15 protein-coding genes are annotated in these 18,148 nt (G+C 63.3%); 14 read left to right on the top strand and 1 reads right to left on the bottom strand.

Features of this window, described 5'->3' with window-relative positions:
* Positions 1 to 13: 13 nt before the first annotated feature.
* Positions 14 to 790 carry an alpha/beta fold hydrolase gene (locus D6Z24_RS20300; RefSeq protein ID WP_129128439.1) on the top strand — a complete coding sequence of 259 codons (777 nt, stop codon included), beginning with the start codon at positions 14 to 16 and terminating at the stop codon, positions 788 to 790.
* A 70-nt stretch (positions 791 to 860) separates the two neighbouring features.
* On the top strand, positions 861 to 1,688 hold the full coding sequence (locus D6Z24_RS20295) for a methyltransferase domain-containing protein (protein ID WP_129128438.1): 828 nt from the start codon (positions 861 to 863) through the stop codon (positions 1,686 to 1,688).
* A gap of 87 nt (positions 1,689 to 1,775) precedes the next feature.
* Here the strand turns inward: D6Z24_RS20295 and ettA are convergent, their stop codons facing one another.
* On the bottom strand, positions 1,776 to 3,461 hold the full coding sequence (gene ettA, locus D6Z24_RS20290; protein ID WP_129128437.1) for an energy-dependent translational throttle protein EttA: 1,686 nt from the start codon (positions 3,459 to 3,461) through the stop codon (positions 1,776 to 1,778).
* Between the two features lie 176 nt (positions 3,462 to 3,637).
* On the opposite strand from ettA, the gene D6Z24_RS20285 reads away from it, so the two are divergent.
* The 12 genes from D6Z24_RS20285 (at position 3,638) to D6Z24_RS20230 (ending at position 18,102) form a co-directional block, all read left to right on the top strand.
* Positions 3,638 to 4,939 (top strand): RCC1 domain-containing protein, encoded by a 1,302-nt coding sequence (locus tag D6Z24_RS20285; protein WP_129128436.1) that lies wholly within the window; start codon positions 3,638 to 3,640, stop codon positions 4,937 to 4,939.
* A gap of 111 nt (positions 4,940 to 5,050) precedes the next feature.
* On the top strand, positions 5,051 to 6,529 hold the full coding sequence (gene lysS / locus D6Z24_RS20280; RefSeq protein WP_129128435.1) for a lysine--tRNA ligase: 1,479 nt from the start codon (positions 5,051 to 5,053) through the stop codon (positions 6,527 to 6,529).
* A complete protein-coding gene (locus D6Z24_RS20275; protein ID WP_129128434.1) occupies positions 6,529 to 7,779 on the top strand; it encodes a lipoprotein-releasing ABC transporter permease subunit in 1,251 nt (416 codons plus the stop codon). Before lysS ends, D6Z24_RS20275 begins: the two co-directional genes overlap by 1 nt.
* Positions 7,772 to 8,452 (top strand): ABC transporter ATP-binding protein, encoded by a 681-nt coding sequence (locus tag D6Z24_RS20270; RefSeq protein ID WP_129128433.1) that lies wholly within the window; start codon positions 7,772 to 7,774, stop codon positions 8,450 to 8,452. The genes D6Z24_RS20275 and D6Z24_RS20270 overlap by 8 nt, the downstream gene beginning before the upstream one ends.
* A gap of 64 nt (positions 8,453 to 8,516) precedes the next feature.
* On the top strand, positions 8,517 to 10,922 hold the full coding sequence (gene bamA / locus D6Z24_RS20265; RefSeq protein ID WP_129128432.1) for an outer membrane protein assembly factor BamA: 2,406 nt from the start codon (positions 8,517 to 8,519) through the stop codon (positions 10,920 to 10,922).
* Between the two features lie 26 nt (positions 10,923 to 10,948).
* Positions 10,949 to 11,464, top strand: a complete 516-nt coding sequence (locus tag D6Z24_RS20260) for an OmpH family outer membrane protein (protein WP_129128431.1) — start codon at positions 10,949 to 10,951, stop codon at positions 11,462 to 11,464.
* A 232-nt stretch (positions 11,465 to 11,696) separates the two neighbouring features.
* Positions 11,697 to 12,737 (top strand): UDP-3-O-(3-hydroxymyristoyl)glucosamine N-acyltransferase, encoded by a 1,041-nt coding sequence (gene lpxD, locus D6Z24_RS20255; RefSeq protein ID WP_129128430.1) that lies wholly within the window; start codon positions 11,697 to 11,699, stop codon positions 12,735 to 12,737.
* A gap of 223 nt (positions 12,738 to 12,960) precedes the next feature.
* Positions 12,961 to 13,395, top strand: a complete 435-nt coding sequence (gene fabZ / locus D6Z24_RS20250; protein ID WP_129128429.1) for a 3-hydroxyacyl-ACP dehydratase FabZ — start codon at positions 12,961 to 12,963, stop codon at positions 13,393 to 13,395.
* A 15-nt stretch (positions 13,396 to 13,410) separates the two neighbouring features.
* A complete protein-coding gene (gene lpxA, locus D6Z24_RS20245; RefSeq protein WP_129128428.1) occupies positions 13,411 to 14,187 on the top strand; it encodes an acyl-ACP--UDP-N-acetylglucosamine O-acyltransferase in 777 nt (258 codons plus the stop codon).
* Between the two features lie 104 nt (positions 14,188 to 14,291).
* Positions 14,292 to 15,410 carry a lipid-A-disaccharide synthase gene (gene lpxB / locus D6Z24_RS20240; RefSeq protein WP_162605204.1) on the top strand — a complete coding sequence of 373 codons (1,119 nt, stop codon included), beginning with the start codon at positions 14,292 to 14,294 and terminating at the stop codon, positions 15,408 to 15,410.
* Positions 15,407 to 17,170: a lipid A export permease/ATP-binding protein MsbA gene (msbA, locus tag D6Z24_RS20235; protein ID WP_407925428.1), complete on the top strand. Its 1,764-nt coding sequence runs from the start codon at positions 15,407 to 15,409 to the stop codon at positions 17,168 to 17,170. Before lpxB ends, msbA begins: the two co-directional genes overlap by 4 nt.
* Complete coding sequence (locus tag D6Z24_RS20230) at positions 17,155 to 18,102, top strand: lysophospholipid acyltransferase family protein (protein ID WP_246014745.1); 948 nt, start codon at positions 17,155 to 17,157, stop codon at positions 18,100 to 18,102. Before msbA ends, D6Z24_RS20230 begins: the two co-directional genes overlap by 16 nt.
* The last annotated feature ends 46 nt before the right edge of the window (positions 18,103 to 18,148 follow it).

Genomic DNA, 18,148 nt, shown 5'->3' with positions numbered 1-18,148 from the left:
TAGAGGTTTTACCATGATGCATTTTCAGGAAATAGGGGCCGGAAGGCCGGTGGTATTCTTGCACGGCTGGGCCATGTCCGGAAAGGCCTGGAGCTTTCAGCGTGAGCTCGCCGATACGGCGCGCCTGATCTTCCTGGACCTGCGGGGGCACGGCCAGTCGGCTCCGGCGGGTTCTTACACCCTGGACGACTACGCCTCCGACCTCGTCTCCTTTTTTGAGGGGCACGCGCTCACGGATGCGGTCCTCGTCGGCTGGTCCATGGGGACGCAGGTGGCGCTGCACGCCTTCCCCGCGCTCAGGGAACGCCTGGCCGGGATGGTGCTGGTGGGCGGTAACCCGAGGTACGCAAGCTGCGACGACTACCCGCACGGCAAGCCCCCGGTCGAGGTGAAGGGGATGGGGCTCAGGCTGCGGCGTGATCGCCAGAAGACCATGGGGGACTTCTTCAAGGGGATGTTCGCCGAGGGGGAGCTGGATCACGCGCTGTACCAGCGCATCGTCCACGAGATCGTGATGGGTGGGCGCGGACCGGACTCCGAGGCGGCGCTACGGTCGCTGGACATCCTGTCGAGCGCCGACCTGCGGGACGGACTCCCCGGCGTGGACCGGCCGGTGCTCCTCGTGCACGGCGAACTCGACACCGTCTGTCCCGCCTCGGCCTCGCGCTACATGGGGGAGCGGCTTCCGGAAGCGCGCGTGGAGATCTACCCGGGGTGCGGGCATGCACCCTTCATGAGCAGGCCGGAACAGTTCAACGCGCAGCTCAGGGAGTTCATCGCGGGACTGTAGTCAGATCAGACGCGGCAGCGGCCGGCAAACTCCCCCCTCCGGGGGAGGGGACGTTATTCGAAAGGTGGTTATGGCGGCAGATATAGACAGAGAGAGGGTGCGGGATTCGTTTCACCGGCAGGCCGCCGATTACGACAGTCACGCCGTCGTGCAGGGGCGCGTGGTCGAGAAGGTGATCGGGCTTTTGCAGGCGGAGCGGGTTGCACCGGTGCGGCTTTTGGACATCGGCGCCGGAACCGGACGGCTCCTTGCGCGCCTTACCGGGCTCTACCCGGAGATGGAGGCCGTCGGGGTGGATTTGGCACCCGGGATGTGCGCCACCGCGGCGGGGAACCTCGCCGGGCGGCGGGTGCGGGTGATGCCCGCCGATGCGGAGGCGCTCCCCTTCGAGGCGGACTTCTTCGACGTCGTCGTTTCCACCTCGACCTACCAGTGGCTTCCCTGTCTGGACAAGGCGTTCGGCGAGGCGCTGCGCGTGCTGGACCCGGGAGGCGTCTTCTGCTTCGCCCTTTTCGGCGACAAGACTTTGTTCGAGTTGCGCGATTCTTACCGGAGCGTGCTGCAGGGGGGGGATGACCGCACGCACAGTTTCTTTTCGTGCACCGAGGTGCTGGAAGCGCTCGAGCGGGCCGGTTTCAGAGGCGCGCGCGTGAGTTCCGAGCTGGAGGTGGAGCTGCACCCCGACGTGCCGGAGCTTCTGCGCTCGCTCAAGAAGATCGGCGCCGGGAGCACCGCACCGGCAAGCGGGAAGGGGCTTGCCGAGCGGCGGGTCATGCTGGACATGATGCGGAGCTACCGCGAGCATTTCGGAGGCGAAGCGGGGATACCCGCCACCTACGAGGTGGTGTACGGCGTGGTGCGCAAGGAAAGGCAGTCGGACTCGGACCGGTCGGCCTAGTCGGACGGGTCGGACGGGTCGGACAAAAAAACAGAGGGGCGGCCATTATGGCCGCCCCTCTTTGCTTTGCGCGCGATGCTTGGCGCTCTACGCCCTGGTGAGCTGGCGGTACCTGATGCGGTGCGGCTGGTCGGCCGCGGTCCCCAGGCGGGCGTGGCGGTCTTCCTCGTACTCGGAATAGTTCCCCTCGAACCAGACCACCTTGCTGTCACCCTCGAAGGCGAGGATGTGGGTGGCGATCCTGTCCAGGAACCAGCGGTCGTGGGAGATGACCACGGCGCAACCGGCGAAGTTCTCGAGCGCTTCCTCGAGCGCACGCATCGTGTTCACGTCCAGGTCGTTGGTCGGTTCGTCCAGAAGGATGACGTTGCCGCCGTCTTTCAACATCTTCGCCAGGTGCACGCGGTTTCTTTCCCCGCCGGAAAGCATCCCCACCTTCTTCTGCTGGTCGGCACCGGAGAAGTTGAAGCGGGCGACGTAGGCGCGGGAATTCACCAGCTGCTTGCCGAGCTGCAGCTGCTCCTGCCCCTCGGAGATCACCTCCCAGATGGTCTTGTCCGGATCGAGCGCGTCCCTGCTCTGGTCCACGTAGGCAAGCTTCACCGTCTCGCCGGTCTTGAAGCTGCCGGAGTCCGGCTTTTCGTCGCCGGTGATCATCCTGAAAAGGGTGGTCTTGCCGGCGCCGTTGGGGCCGATGACGCCGACGATGCCGCCCGGCGGGAGGCGGAACTCCATCCCCTCGATGAGGAGCTTGTCGCCGTATCCTTTGCTGACGTTTTCGGCCTCGACCACCACGCCGCCAAGACGCGGCCCGGGCGGGATGAAGATCTCGAGGTCCTTCGCACGCTGCTCGCTCTCGGTGTTCAGCATGTCCTCGTAGGAGTTGATGCGCGCCTTACCTTTGGCGTGACGCCCCTTCGGGGACATCCTGATCCACTCGAGCTCGCGCTTCAAAGTCTTCTGACGCTCGCTCTCGGTCTTCTCTTCCTGGGCCAGGCGCTTCTCCTTCTGCTCGAGCCAGGACGAGTAATTACCCTGCCACGGGATACCCTGGCCGCGGTCGAGCTCGAGGATCCACCCTGCCACGTTGTCGAGGAAGTAACGGTCGTGGGTCACCGCGATGACGGTGCCGGCGTAGCGCTGCAGGTGCTGCTCGAGCCAGGCGACGCTCTCGGCATCCAGGTGGTTCGTCGGCTCGTCCAGAAGCAGGATGTCCGGCTTCTGCAAAAGCAGGCGGCAAAGGGCGACGCGGCGCTTCTCACCGCCGGAGAGGTTCGCCACGTTGGTCTCGGGCGGGGGGCAGCGCAGGGCGTCCATGGCGAGCTCCAGGCGGCTGTCCAGGTCCCAGGCATCCAGGTGGTCTAGCTTCTCCTGCACCTTCGCCTGGCGGTCGCAGAGCTTCTCCATGTCGGCGTCGCTCATCTCCTCACCGAACTTCATGTTTATCTCGTTGAACTCGTTGACGAGGTCGACGATTTCCTGCACCCCTTCCTCGACGCACTGACGTACCGTCTTGGTCGGGTCGAGCTGCGGCTCCTGCGCCAAGTAGCCGACCGTGTAGCCCGGGGAGAGGATGGTCTTGCCGTTGAACTCCTTGTCCACGCCGGCGAGGATCTTCAAAAGGGAGCTCTTGCCCGAGCCGTTAAGACCGAGCACGCCGATCTTCGCGCCGTAGAAGTAGGAGAGGTAGATGTCCTTCAGCACCGGTTTCTTGTCGTAGAACTTGCTTACCCCGATCATGGAGTAGATGACCTTGTTCGGGTCGATCGCCATTTTTATCGTCACCTCCGTATGGATTTGTCAGCATTTGTAGCCATTTGTTAAGCGGCCATTATTACATGCAACGACCGCGGCGTGTCAACCGCGATCGGCCAGGAGTCCGTCCTTGACATTCTAGTTTATGTATAGTTAAATCCGCCGGATTGTACTAACTCACAAGGGGTCCCCTCATGCAAATCAGCAGGCGTTTCGGGTTCTTTATCTGCGCCGGGCTTCTCTCTGCCGCCCTCCACGGCTGCGGCGGCTCATCCTCCAAAGACACAATCCCTTCCACGGTCTCCATCTTCTACGAGCACAGCCTCATCTTCAGAAACCACACCACCTTCACCATGGGGTACAACGGTTTCGGGCAACTCGGGGACGGAACCCTCGATCGGCGCGAGAGCGCCACACCGGTGCCGGGGATGACCGGCATGACCAAGGGGGCCGTAGGCGCCGAGCACAGCATGGTCATGAACGGTACCAAAGAGATTCATACCTGGGGTTACAACCTCTACGGCCAGTTGGGGAGCAGCGCCGTTTCGACGAGCTATCCCGACGCGTACAGCAGCTCCCCGGTGACGGTTACCTTCTCCGACACGGTGACCGACATCGCCGCGGGCGGGTACCACTCCCTCGCCATCGCCGGAGGAAAACTTTACGGCTGGGGCTCCAACGGCTATCGCCAGGTCGGCAACGACTCAAGCATCGAGTCGAAGACCCCTGCTCCGCTCTCCACCGGGCATGACGGTGAGGACCTGACCCAACTGACCGCAAACAACGTGACGGCGGGGTGGCTGCACTCCATGGCCCTTTTCTCCAACGGTGACCTGTACGCCTGGGGGAGCAACGCGAAGGGGCAGCTCGCCTTCAGCACGTACTCGAGCACCAGCTCGCGCCCGAAAAAGGTGACCATCCCGGAGGCGACCGGAAAGATCGAGCAGATCGCCGCGCTCTCCAGGGGGAGCCTCGCACTCGAGGTGCAGCGTGACGCTCAGGACAACATCACCAGCCAGACCCTGTGGGGATGGGGCTACAACGACTCCGGCGAGCTCGGCTCGCTGATCCCGCTGCTATCATTCAGCGCCGTGCCGGTCAAGGTCATCCCGACCATCGCCGTCACGGGCGGGCAGACCTTCGTCATAAAGAAGATCGTCACCGGGATCAATCACGTGCTGCTCCTCATGGGGCCGCGCGACACCCTCGTAAACGACGGTTCCTGGTTCGTGCAGGGGCTGGGGCTTAACTTCTACGGCCAGCTCGGCAACAACACGACCACCGACACCAGCAGTCTGGTCGCGGTCTACACCGCGCTCAACCCCGAGTGGAGCGCCGGCGTTTCCGACATCGCCGCCTTCGGCACCGCTTCCTTCGCCCTCGTGAACGGCGTCTGGTACGGCTGGGGCAACAACGATCTCGGACAGCTCGGCAACCCCGTGGTGAAGGATACCGTGGCGTTTTTCGAGACGCCGGTGACGGTGAAGTTCAAGTAGGGATAATCGCCCGCGCGCGTGGGGTTTTAAGCCTTGACTTGATTGACGCAAATAGTTTAGTTTGACGGATTGTTTCACAGCCCAAAGCGGTAAAGAAAGGTTGCAGATAACATGGAAGAGTTGAGCGAACTGCTGCTGCAGAGAAGACGTAAGGTAGATGCATTGTGGGAGGCGGGGATCAACCCGTACCCGAACGATTACAAGCCTCAGCATACCTCGGCCGACGTGCGCGCCGCCTACGGTGACAAGGAGGTCATCGAGGAGGACCCGCAGACCTTCGTGGTCGCCGGCCGCATCATCATGCGCCGTTCCTTCGGCAAGGCCGCCTTCGTGCAGGTGCAGGACCGCAAGGGACGCATGCAGCTTTACATGAAGAAGGACACCCTTGGCGAGGAGCTCTTCGCCGAGTTCGAGAACTACGATATCGGCGACATCATCGGCGCCACCGGGACCCCGTTCCGCACCAAGACCGGCGAGCTCTCCCTGGCCGTCTCCGCGGTGCGCCTCTTGACCAAGTCGCTTCTGCCGCTTCCCGAGAAGTTCCACGGCCTGACCGACGTGGAGACCCGCTACCGCCAGCGCTACGTCGACCTGATCGTCTCCCCCGAGGTGCGTGAGGTGTTCCACAAGCGCTCCCGCATCGTGCATCTCATCCGCGAGTTCATGACGAAGAACGACTTCCTCGAGGTCGAGACCCCGATGATGCAGCCGATCCCCGGCGGCGCCACCGCGAAGCCGTTCGTCACGCACCATAACGCGCTCGACATGGAGCTCTTTTTGCGCATCGCCCCGGAGCTCTACCTGAAGCGCCTCGTGGTCGGCGGCTTCGATCGCGTCTTCGAGATCAACCGCAACTTCAGAAACGAAGGGATCTCGGTGCGTCACAACCCCGAGTTCACCATGATGGAGTTCTACCAGGCCTACGCCACCTTCGAGGACCTGATGAATTTCACCGAAGAGCTCTTGTGCCACGTGACCCAGGAACTCCTCGGGACGCTCGACTTCACCTACGGCGGCGAGCCGATCAGCTTCCAGCGCCCCTGGAAACGCTTCACCGTGAAGGAAGCCATCCTCGAGTACGGCGACATCGATGCGAAGAGCCTCGAGGACCGCGACTTGGCCTACGCCTATGCCCAGAAAATCGGCCTGGAACTCCCCGAGGACGTAGGCTACGGCAAGCTCATCACCGAGATCTTCGAGGAGGTCGCCGAGACCAAGCTGATCCAGCCGACCTTCATCACCAACTACCCGACCGAGGTCTCCCCCCTTTCCAGGAAGAACGACCACGACCCCGACTACGTCGACCGCTTCGAATTCTTCTGCGCCGGGCGCGAGATGGCCAACGCCTTCTCCGAGCTGAACGACCCGCGCGACCAGAAGGAGCGCTTCCTGGCGCAGGTCGCCGCCAAGGCCAAAGGGGACGAAGAGGCGCACTACATGGACGAGGACTACATCCGCGCCCTGGAGTACGGTCTGCCTCCGACCGCGGGGGAGGGGATCGGCATCGACCGCCTGGTCATGCTGCTCACCGATTCCCCGTCGATCCGCGACGTCATCCTCTTCCCGCAACTGCGTAAAGAGGGCAAGTAATGCCCTTTGAGCTCCTCATAGGGCTGCGCTACCTGAAGGCGAAGCGCAAATCGACCTTCATCTCGCTGATCACCCTGATCTCCGTAGCCGGCGTGGCGCTCGGCGTCATGGCCCTCATCATCGTGCTGGCGGTGATGACCGGCTTCGAGGAGGACTTGAAGGACAAGATCCTCGGGACCAACGCGCACATCGTCGTCTTAAACGGCCTCGGCGCGGTGCAGGACTACCCGCAGGTCGTGAAGAAGCTCGAGGGTATGGACGGCGTGGTCGCTGCCACCCCGTTCATCTACAACCAGGTGATGCTCTCCACCGGCAGGACCGTCTCCGGGGTCGTGCTGCGCGGCATCGAGGTGCAGACAGACGCCAAGGTGACCAACCTGCACAAGTCCATGGTGGAGGGGAGCCTCGCCTCGCTCGACGCGGAGGTCGGAAAGACGCCTGGGGTGGTGATCGGCAAGGAGCTCGCCAAGAACCTGGGGCTCATCCTGGGCGACACGGTGGACGTCATCTCGCCGATGGGCAACATCACCCCGCTCGGCATGATGCCCAAGCTGAACCGCTTCCGCATCACCGGCATCTTCAACACCGGCATGTTCGAGTACGACTCGACGCTCGCCTACGTCTCGCTGAAAGAGGCCCAGCAGTTCCTGGGGCTTGGCGACGTGGTGACCGGGATCCAGCTCAAGGTGCGCGACGTGTACAAGACGGGCGAGCTCGCCCAGGCGATCGACAAGGAACTAGGTCCCCCGTACCACGCCCGCGACTGGATGCAGATGAACAAGAACATCCTCTTCGCGCTGAAGACCGAGAAGAGCGTCATGTTCATCATCCTGACCCTGATCGTGCTCGTGGCCGCCTTCGGCATCGCCTCGACGCTCTTCATGGTGGTCATGGAGAAAACGCGCGACATCGCCATCCTGAAGTCGATGGGGGCGACGAGCCGTAGCATCATGCGCATCTTCGTCTTCGAAGGGGTCATCATCGGGGTCTTCGGCACCATCATCGGCGTGCTGGGCGGTCTCCTGGTCGCGCTGAACCTCGAGCCGATCGTCGGCGCCATCCAGAAGGTGACCGGCTTCGAGCTCTTCAGCAAGGACATCTACTACCTGGACCATTTTCCGTCCCAGGTGATCCCGTCCGACGTCGTGCTGATCAGCGTGACCGCCGTGATCATCTCCTTCGCCGCGACGCTCTACCCTTCCTGGGCCGCCTCGCGCATGGCCCCGGCGGAGGCTCTGCGCTATGAGTAACCTCCTCGAGGTAAGGGGACTCTTCAAGTCCTACGGCGGCAACGGCGCCACGGTCGAGGTGCTGAAGGGGATCGACCTCGACGTCGCGGCGGGCGACACCATCGCGCTCGTCGGCCCCTCGGGCGCCGGCAAGAGCACGCTCTTGCACGTGATGGGGACCATCGACCGTCCCACCTCCGGGGAGGTGCTCTTCGAAGGGGAGAGGATCTTCAACCTCTCGGACCAGCCGCTTGCCGCCTTCCGCAACCGCTCCATAGGTTTCGTCTTCCAGTTTCATCACCTCCTGCCGGAGTTCTCGGCGCTGGAAAACGTGATGATGCCGCTGCTCATCGGCGGCGAGAGGCGCTCCCGCGCCGAAGGGCGCGCGCTCGAACTCCTGAAGGGTGTGGGTCTCTCGCACCGGGTGACGCACCGGCCGGGGGAACTATCCGGGGGGGAACAGCAGCGCGTCGCGATCGCGCGGGCGCTCGTGCGCGAGCCGAAGCTGCTTTTGGCCGACGAGCCGACCGGCAACCTGGACATGAAGACCAGCGAAGAGGTGCACGCGCTTTTGTACGAGATCCAGCGGCAGACCGGCATCGCCCTGGTCATCGTGACGCACAACGAACAACTGGCCGCGGGTATGGCCCGCACCATCAGGATGGTGGACGGCAAGGTCGTCGAGTCGGCGTAAGGCCGCTTCGGCGACGGCTCTTTTGTAGCCGCATATTTTCTTTTGGCTTTTTCGGGGGGACCCTTTGCTGCGTAAATCGTTATCAGCTCTGCTTGTCGTTCAGCTTATCGGGGCTTCCTACGCCCTGGCCGAACCGCCCGCTGCCGGAAAGGCCGCACCGGACGCCACCTCCACGGGGAAGAGCGCGGCTGACAAGGGCGCCGCAAAGCCCGTCGAGGAGAAGCCGGCAAGCGACAAGATAGCCGCGGTCAGGATAAGCGGCAACCACCGCATCGAGAGCGCCGCCGTCCTGCAGGCGGTCCGGCTCAAGGCGGGGGACGTCCTCGATCCGGACAAGGTGGATGCCGACATCCGCGCCATCTATAAGCTCGGGCACTTCACCGACGTGAAGGCGCAGACCGAGGTGAAGGACGGGGCGCTCGTCCTCGAATACGTCGTGACCGAGAAGCCGATCGTCCGTGAGATAAAGGTCGAGGGGGCCAAGGAGATCAGCGCGGACAAGGTGCGCGAGGCCGTCGAGATCAAGCCCAATTCCGTCTTTTCCGCCAAGGCGCTGCAAAAGAGCGTCAAGAAGGTGAAGAAGCTGTACGCGGACGAGGGGTATTACCTAGCCGAGGTCTCCGGCGACATAAGCCAGCGCTCCGACACCGATATCCACGTCATCTTCCGCATCAAGGAAGGGGACAAGGTCCTCATCCAGAAGATCGAGTTCGACGGCAACCACGCCTTCACCGACAAGAAGCTCAAAAAGGCGATGGAGACCGACGAGAAGTGGTTCCTCTCCTGGCTCACCGGGGCCGGTACTTACAAGGAGGAGGTGCTCAAAAACGACGTCAACCTCCTTACCGAGCTCTACATGAACAACGGCTACGTCAACGTGAAGGTGGGCGAGCCTAAGGTCGAGCTCCTCACCGACCGCACCGGCCTCAAGGTCAGCATCGGGATCACCGAGGGGGAGCAGTACCGCCTCGGCAAGCTCGCCTTCAAGGGGGACCTCCTCGAGAACGAGAGCGTGCTCGCCGGAAAGCTCAAGGAGAAGAGCGGCCAGCTCTTCAGCCGCGCCGACCTGCGCACCGACGTCTTCGCCCTCACCGACCTCTACGCCGACAAGGGGTACGCCTTCGCCAACGCGTCGCCGCTCACCAAGCTGAACGCGGAGAGCCGCACCATCGACATCACCTTCGACATGGAAAAGGGACAGAAGGTGACCATCGACCGGATCAACATCTCCGGCAACACGAAGACGCGCGACAAGGTCGTGCGCCGTGAACTGAGGCTCGACGAGGGAGACCAGTACAGCTCCACCGGGCTGAAGCGCAGCAAGCAGAACCTGATGAACACCGGCTACTTCGAGGAGGCGAACATCGCCACCGTGAAGGGAAGCGCCCCGGACAAGCTCGACATGAACGTCGAGGTGAAGGAGAAGCCGACCGGCACCTTCAGCATCGGCGCCGGCTACAGCTCGCTCGACGGCATCATCGGGCAGGGGTCGGTCCAGCAGGCGAACTTCCTGGGGCTCGGGCTCAAGATGACCGCGGCCGCCAGCCTCGGCAGCAAGTCGCAGACCTACAACCTGGGGCTCACCGACCCGTACTTCATGGACACCAAGTGGACCGTGGGGGGCGACATCTACCGCACCGAGCGGAAGTACCTCGACTACACCCGCAGGGCGACCGGCGGTGACATCAAGGCGGGGTACTCCCTCTCCGACACGCTGGGCACTTTCTGGCTTTACAAGTACGAGCAGAAGGAGATCTTCGACGAGTCCGAGGACCTCCTGCAGAACATCCACAACGGATCGGTGATCGCGCCGGAGGCGACCTCCACGACGAGCGCCATCGTCGCCAGCCTCACCAGCAACACCACCGATTACCGTCCCGATCCGTCCAACGGCATGATCAACACGCTCTCCATAGAGTTCGCCGGTCTTGGCGGCAGCAACAGGTACATCAAGTACCTGACCGAGCACACCCTGTTCCACCCGGTGCTGTGGGGTGTGGGGTCGCTGCGCGGCACCGTGGGGTACGTGCAGTCCTACGGCGGCAAGGACGTCCCGATCGACGAGAAATTCTACCTGGGCGGCATCAGCTCGCTGCGCGGCTTCTCCTCGAGAACGGTGAGCCCCTACAAAACGAGCCTGGTACCGAAGATCGGTGTCGGCGGCGCCGACGGCAAAAGCGACAACCGTGTCTACTTGGGCGGTGCGGTCGAGGCGGTGGCCAACGCCGAGTACACCTTCCCGCTGTTGAAGGAGGCGGGGCTCAAGGCGGTACTCTTCTTCGACGCGGGCAACTGCGAAAACAACTTCAAGTCCACCTTCTCGAACGTACTCACCAGTTACGGCGGCGGCATCAGGTGGTTCTCCCCGATCGGACCGCTGAGGCTCGAGTACGGCATTCCGATCAACCCGAGGGAAGGGATAGACAGCAAAGGCGGCAAGTTGGAGTTCTCCATAGGGAGCATTTTCTAAAATCGATGCACTGCAAGGAGCAAGTCATGAAACGTTTCATCATCGCATTATCGCTGGTTCTGGCACTTCCGCTGTCCGTGATGGCCGCCGATGGTTCAAAGATCGGTTCGGTCGATGTGCAGAAGGTGCTGCTGACCTCCGATGCAGGGAAGGAAGCGAAGGAACAGCTCGCCCAGAAGGCCAGCAAGTACGAGGCGGAAAAGGCGAGCAAGGAAGGTGAGCTGAAGAAGCTCAAAGGCGAGCTGGAGAGCCAGGGGGCGCTGTTGAACGACTCGGCCCGTGGTGCGAAGGAGCGTGACTACCAGCAGCGCCTGAAAGAGTACCAGCGTTTCCTCAAGGACGCCCAGGACGACCTGCAGGCGAAGAACGACGAGTTCACCGGCAAGATCGTGGACGAGATCGTGAAGGTGGCGCAGGAGTTCGGGAAGAAGAACGGCTTCACCGCCATCTTCGTGAAGAACGAAACCATGATCTTCCTCGATCCCTCCGCCGACGTCACCGACGCGGTGCTGAAGGCGTTCAACGAGAACAGGAAGAAATAAACCCCGTTCAACGTTCAACGTTCTACGTTACGACCACTCCCCCCTCCTGCCCGGAGGGGCAGGCTGGGGCTGACACCGTGTCGAGTGCGGGTGGCAGTCGCCTGACTGCTCCTGAAGGCCGGGGGGGGAATTGTCGTTTTTGAGAGGGGACAAGTCAGTGTTACGCGTCTTTAATGGCGCAAACTTTTCAGGAACGTTGAACGCTGAACGTTGAACGTTTTTTGAGGTCTACATGAAAAAGACGCTTCGAGAAATAGCCGAGTATCTCGGGGGGACGGTTTCGGGCGACGGCGAGGTGCTGATCGGCGGACTGGGGACCCTCGACGACGCGGGCGAAGGGCAGCTCACCTTCCTCGCCAACCCGAAGTACGCAAGCAAGGTGGCCACCACGGGCGCCTCGGCGGTGCTCATGGGGACGGGGGGGAACACCCACGGCAAAAACGCCATCTTCCACGCGAACCCCTACTTGGCCTTCGCCAAGCTTTTGACCCTGTTCTACACCCAGCCGGCACCCCGCCTCGGCGTGCTCCCGGGCGCCTTCGTGGCGCCGGGTGCGAAAATAGGCCAGGAAGTCACCATCTACCCGGGTGCGACCGTCGGCCCCGGCGTCACCGTCGGCGACCGCGTGACCCTCTACCCCGGCGTGGTCCTCTACCCCGGCGCGAGCGTCGGCGACGACGTCACCCTCTACGCCAACGTGAGCGTCCGCGAGCGCTGCCGCATCGGCAACCGCGTCATCATCCACGACGGAACGGTGATCGGCTCGGACGGCTTCGGCTACGCACCGGACGGCAGCTCCTGGTACAAGATCCCGCAGATCGGCATCGTGGTGGTCGAGGACGACGTCGAGATAGGCTCCAACGCGGTCATCGACCGCGCCGCGCTCGAGGTGACCCGCATCAGGCGCGGCACCAAGATCGACAACCTCGTGCAGATCGGCCACAACTGCGTGATCGGCGAGGACTGCATGATCGTCTCGCAGGTCGGGATCTCCGGCAGCACCCAGCTCGGCAACCACGTCATCCTGGGAGGGCAGGTAGGCGTCGCCGGACACATCAAGATCGGCGACAACGTCATGGTCGGCGCGAAGTCCGGCGTGGCGGGGAACCTGGAGCCGAACCAGGTCCTTTCCGGGATCCCGGTCATGCCGCACCGCGAGTGGCTCAAATCCTCCAACCTGCTCCCGAAGCTTCCCGAGTTCAGAAAGACCATGAACGCCCTGGAGAAGCGCGTGGCCGAGCTGGAGGCGAAGCTCGCGGAAAAAGGGGAATAACCACACAACCCGGCTGTAACACCCCCTCTCCCCCCGGGAGAGGGACGGGGTGAGGGCGCTGCCATTGGCGGGTCCTTTCCCTTTTGCATCTCCCTCACCCGGCCTTCGGCCACCCTCTCCCGGGGGGAGAGGGGGACGGACGCACCCGCGGGGGAGTTAAACAATGCGATTACTTCGGCTCAAGCCCTCAGGCTTGGAAGCCGATGCAAGGAGAGGACAGGCAATGCTTGATATCGTCCAGATAATGGAAATTCTGCCGCACCGTTACCCGTTTCTGCTCATCGACAAGGTCACCGACCTGGATCCGGGAAAGCGGATCGTGGCCATCAAGAACGTGACCATGAACGAGCCCTTCTTCCAGGGGCACTTCCCCGGTTTCCCGGTCATGCCGGGTGTGCTGATCATCGAGGCGATGGCCCAGGCCGCCGCAACCATGGCGTACCTCAGCTTGGAGGACGGCGGGAAGGACAAGGTGAGCTACTTCATGGCCATCGACAACGCGCGTTTCAGGAAGCCGGTAAAGCCCGGTGACACCCTGAGAATCGAGGTGGAGACCCTCTTCAACAAGCGCGGCATCTGGAGCTGCGCCGCCAAGGCTTACGTCGGTGAGACGCTTATGACCGAAGCGGAACTGAAGGCAACGCTCGCCGACAAGTAGGCACGGAGAACATCTATGATCCACAGCACCGCAATCATCCATCCCGGAGCCAAGATCGCCGAAGGGGTCGAGATCGGCCCGTACGCCGTGATCGGCGAGAACGTGAGCATCGGCAAGGGGACCAAGGTGGGGCCGCATGCCGTCATCGACGGCTGGACCGAGATCGGCGAGAACAACACCATCTTCCACATGGCGTCGGTCGGGGCGATCCCGCAGGACCTCAAATACCGCGGCGAGAAGACCTGGCTCAAGATCGGCAACGGCAACACCATCCGCGAGTTCGCAAGCCTGCACCTCGGGACCGTGACCGGCGACGGCGAGACGACGGTCGGCGACAACAACCTGTTCATGGCCTACTCCCACGTCGCGCACGACTGCCACATCGGCAACAACGTCATCATGGCCAACTCGGCCACCCTGGCGGGGCACGTCGTCGTCGAGGACTACGCGATCCTCGGCGGGCTCTGCGCGGTGCTGCAGTTCATGCGCATCGGCGCCCACGTCATGGTGGGTGGGATGACCTCGGTGCCGCTCGACGTTCCGCCGTACACGATCATCACCGGCGACCGTTCCGAAAGCCGCCTGCGCGGTCTGAACCTGGTCGGGCTGAAGCGGCGCGGTTTCTCCGACGAGACCATCTCCAGCCTGAAAAAGGCCTACAAGCTTCTCTCCATGTCGGGACTGAAACTTGCCGAGGCGGTCGAGAAGATGAAGGCCGAGGTGCCGAAGTGCCCCGAGGTGGACCACTTCATCGAGTTCATCGAAAGCGCGAAGCGCGGCGTCACGAGGTAAAAAAGGAGCGTCAAGGTCGGGAGCGGGACGGACTTTTCTCCGGCCCGTGCCTCGACCTTGATCTCTTTTAGAGGTTCTATTTGCAAGAAAAGCAACAGTCAGTGATGATCGTCGCCGGGGAGGCTTCCGGCGAGATGTACGGCGCGCAGATCGCCTCCGCGATACGCACCCTCTCCCCCGATACCCGCTTTTTCGGGATGGGGGGAAACTGCATGCGCGAGGCCGGGGTGGAAACCCTGGTCGACGCCAACGTGATGGCGGTGATGGGGCTCGTGGAAGTGGTGGCGCACCTGCCGACCATCATAAACGGCTTCAACACGCTGAAAAACAAACTCCACACCGATCCTCCCGACCTCCTGATCCTGATCGACTACCCGGATTTCAACCTGAGGCTCGCCAAGGTGGCGAAGAAGGCGGGCATCAAGGTGCTCTACTTCATCTCCCCGCAGGTCTGGGCCTGGAGAAGCCACCGCGTGCACGGCATCGGCCGCGTCGTCGACATGATGGCGGTGCTCTTCCCCTTCGAGGTCCCCTTCTACCAGAAGGCCGGGGTTCCGGTCACCTTCGTCGGGCACCCGCTGCTCGACCTGGTGAAACCGACCATGCGGCGCGACGAGGCGCTCGCCTCGCTGGGGCTCGACCCGCAAAGGCGCTGCGTGGGACTTTTCCCCGGCAGCCGCCACGCGGAAGTGAAGAAGCTCCTTCCCGTCATCCTCGACGCGGCGCGCATCCTGAAAGAGCGCATGCCGGACCTGCAGTTCGTGCTGCCGCGCGCCTCCTCGTTGAAAGAGGAGGATCTCGCCCCCTACCTTTCCGGGGCGGGGCTCGAGGTCGCCGTGATCGCCGGGAGAAACCACGACGTGATGACCGCCTGCGACGCGGTGATCGCGGCGTCCGGTACCGTGGTCATGGAACTCGCCCTGGTCGGCGTGCCCCACGTGATCATCTACAAGATGTCCAGGTTCACCTACGAGGTGGGGAAGCGGGTCATCAACGTGCCGCACATAGGGATCAGCAACATCGTCGCCGAAAAGCGGATGGTGCAGGAACTGTTGCAAGACGAAGCGGAGCCGCTGCCGATCGCGAACGAGATCGACGCGCTCCTGAACAACCCCGGTTACGCGGCCGCGATGCGGGACGATTTCGCCGCGATGAGAGTTAAGCTGGGCAGCGGCGGCGCCTTGGGCCGCGTGGCCCGGCTCGCCATGGAGATGATGAAATGAGTGCAACACCCCCGAAGAAAATGAACGTTTTCATGCGGCTGGTCGGCTACAGCCGTCCTCACTGGTGGCGCATCGCGCTTGCCGCCGTGGGCTCGCTCGGGGTGGGCGGGATGGACGGCGCCATGGCCTACCTCGTCGAGCCGGTCCTCAGGAAGATGTTTTCCGGCAAGGACACCGCCATCTTCATGCTGCTGCCGGTAGGCATCGTGCTGCTCTACGCCCTGCGCGGCGTCTGCCGCTACACGAACGACTACTTCATCAAGAGCGCCGGGCAGCTCGCGGTCCAGGACGTGAGAAACGACCTGTACGCGAAGAACATGCGCCTGAGCGTCGGGTACTTCCACCGCAACGAGACCGGCACGCTCATGTCGCGCGTTCTGGCCGACGTAGGGATGATGCAGGAGGGGGTGGCGAACGTCATCAGCGGCCTGTTCCGCGACGGGCTCTCTGCCGTCGCCCTTTTGGGCGTCATCTTCTACCGCGACTGGCAGCTCGCCCTGATCTCCTTCGTGGTGATCCCGCTCACCGTGATCCCGGCGACGAAGATCGGCAAGAGGATCAAGCGGGTGGCGCGCCAGGGGCAGGAGAAGATGGGGGACCTCGCGAGCATACTCCAGGAGACCTACTCCGGCATCAAGGTGGTGAAGGCCTTCGGCCTCGAGGACCGCGAAATCGAGCGCTTCAAGGCGCGCAACAGCGACTTCTACCACTTCACCAGGAAGAACATAAAGTACGACGGCCTCTCGACCCCGATCATGGAGTTCATCACCTCCTTCGGCGTGGCGGCTGTCATCTGGGTCGGCGGCAGCAGCGTCATGCACGGCACGAAGAGCGCCTCGGAGTTCTTCTCCTTCATCACCGGCATGGTGCTCGTCTTCAACCCGATCAAGAGGCTTCTCTCCTCCTACAACAACCTGCAGCGCTCCGTGGGCGCGGCGGAACGCGTCTTCGAGGTGATGGACGAGAAACCCGAAATCGTGGATGCGCCGGACGCCCGGGACCTCGGCAAGGTGAACGGCGAGGTGGAGTTCCGCGACGTCCGCTTCAAGTACGAGGACGACTACGTGCTGCAGGGGGTGAACCTGAAGGCGAAAAAGGGGGAGGTGATCGCCCTGGTCGGCCCCTCCGGCGGCGGCAAGACCACCCTCGTCTCCCTCATCACCCGCTTCTACGATCCGACCGGCGGCGCGGTGCTCATGGACGGCGTCGACATCCGCAAGCGGACCATGCAGAACCTCTTGCAGCAGATCGCCCTGGTCGACCAGGAGACGATCCTCTTCAACGACACCATCGCCAACAACATCCGCTACGGACGCTCGCAGGCGACCGACGCCGAGGTCGAGGCCGCGGCGCGGGCCGCCTTCGCCCACGACTTCATCCTGGAGCTCCCGGAGGGGTACCGGACCAACATCGGCGACCGCGGCGTACGCCTCTCCGGCGGACAGCGCCAGAGGCTCTGCATCGCCCGGGCCATCCTGAAGGACGCCCCCATCCTCATCCTCGACGAGGCGACCAGCGCGCTCGACACCGAGAGCGAGCAGATGGTGCAAAAGGCGCTCAACAACCTCATGAAGAACCGCACCACCTTCGTCATCGCGCACCGCCTCTCCACCATCACCCATGCCGACCGCATCGTGGTGCTGGAAAAGGGTGTCGTCGCGGAGATGGGGACCCACGAAGAACTGCTGCGGCATGAAGGGACCTACAGCCGTCTGCACGGCATGCAGTTCAAGGAGACCAAATCGTGGCCCGCAGGGTAACTGCGACGAGAAAGCTGCGCTGGAGACTGGAGTCGCTGCTGTTCATGGCGGTCTCCAACCTGGTGGCGCGCCTTCCGCTTGGTGCCGCCAACGCGGCGGGACCGGCTCTCGGAAGGCTCTTGTTCCGTCTGTTGAAGCGGCGTCGCGACGTCGCGGTGCAAAACATCGAGCGCTCGCTTCCCTTCCTGGAAGCCCAACCGGGGTGGGAGCGGAGGAGTGCCGTCGAGCTTGCCCGCGAGACCTTCGAGAACCTCGGTCGCACCGCGGTCGAGGTCTGCCGCCTGTACCACGACAAGGGGCAGGCGATGATCGACGCAGTGGAGTTCCGGGGACTGGAGCACTTCGAAAAGGCGCGCGAGCGGGGGCGGGGGGTGGCGCTTCTCACCGGCCACTGCGGCAACTGGGAGCTCATGGCGCTCTCCTTCGGCAGCCGGGTGCAAAACATCAGCGTGGTGGCGAAACGCCAGGACAACCAGTCGCTGAACGCCGTGCTGGAGAAGGTGCGCGGCCGTCACGGGAACTCGGTCATCTACGCCGACGGGGCCCTGCGCAACATGATGGTCCAGTTCCGCAGAAACGGCGTGGTGGGGCTCCTGATCGACCAGGCCACCTGGACCCGCAACGGCGTGCTGGTGGATTTCCTCGGCCGACCGGCCTGGACCACCAACATGCTCGCCCTTTTGGCGCGCAAAAACCAGGTGCCGCTGGTGCCCGCCTTCATCCACCGTGAAGGGGACCGTCAGGTGGTCGAGTTCCATCCGGAACTGGAACTCGGGGCGGCGCACGGGGATATCGAGGTGCAGGACACGGTGCAGATGACCCGCTGCCTCGAGGATTACGTGGTGCGGCACCCGACCGAGTGGTATTGGGTCCATCAGCGCTGGAAGCGCGCCCCGCAGCCGGCGGGGCAGGCGGACGGGACGAAGCCGTAAACCCTCACGCTCCGCCGACCGCCCTCCCTGCGTTTGATCGCATCGG

It is taken from the genome of Geomonas oryzae (genome assembly GCF_004117875.1).
Taxonomy (GTDB): Bacteria; Desulfobacterota; Desulfuromonadia; order Geobacterales; family Geobacteraceae; genus Geomonas; species Geomonas oryzae.
This window is presented reverse-complemented; position numbering and strand designations above follow the sequence as displayed.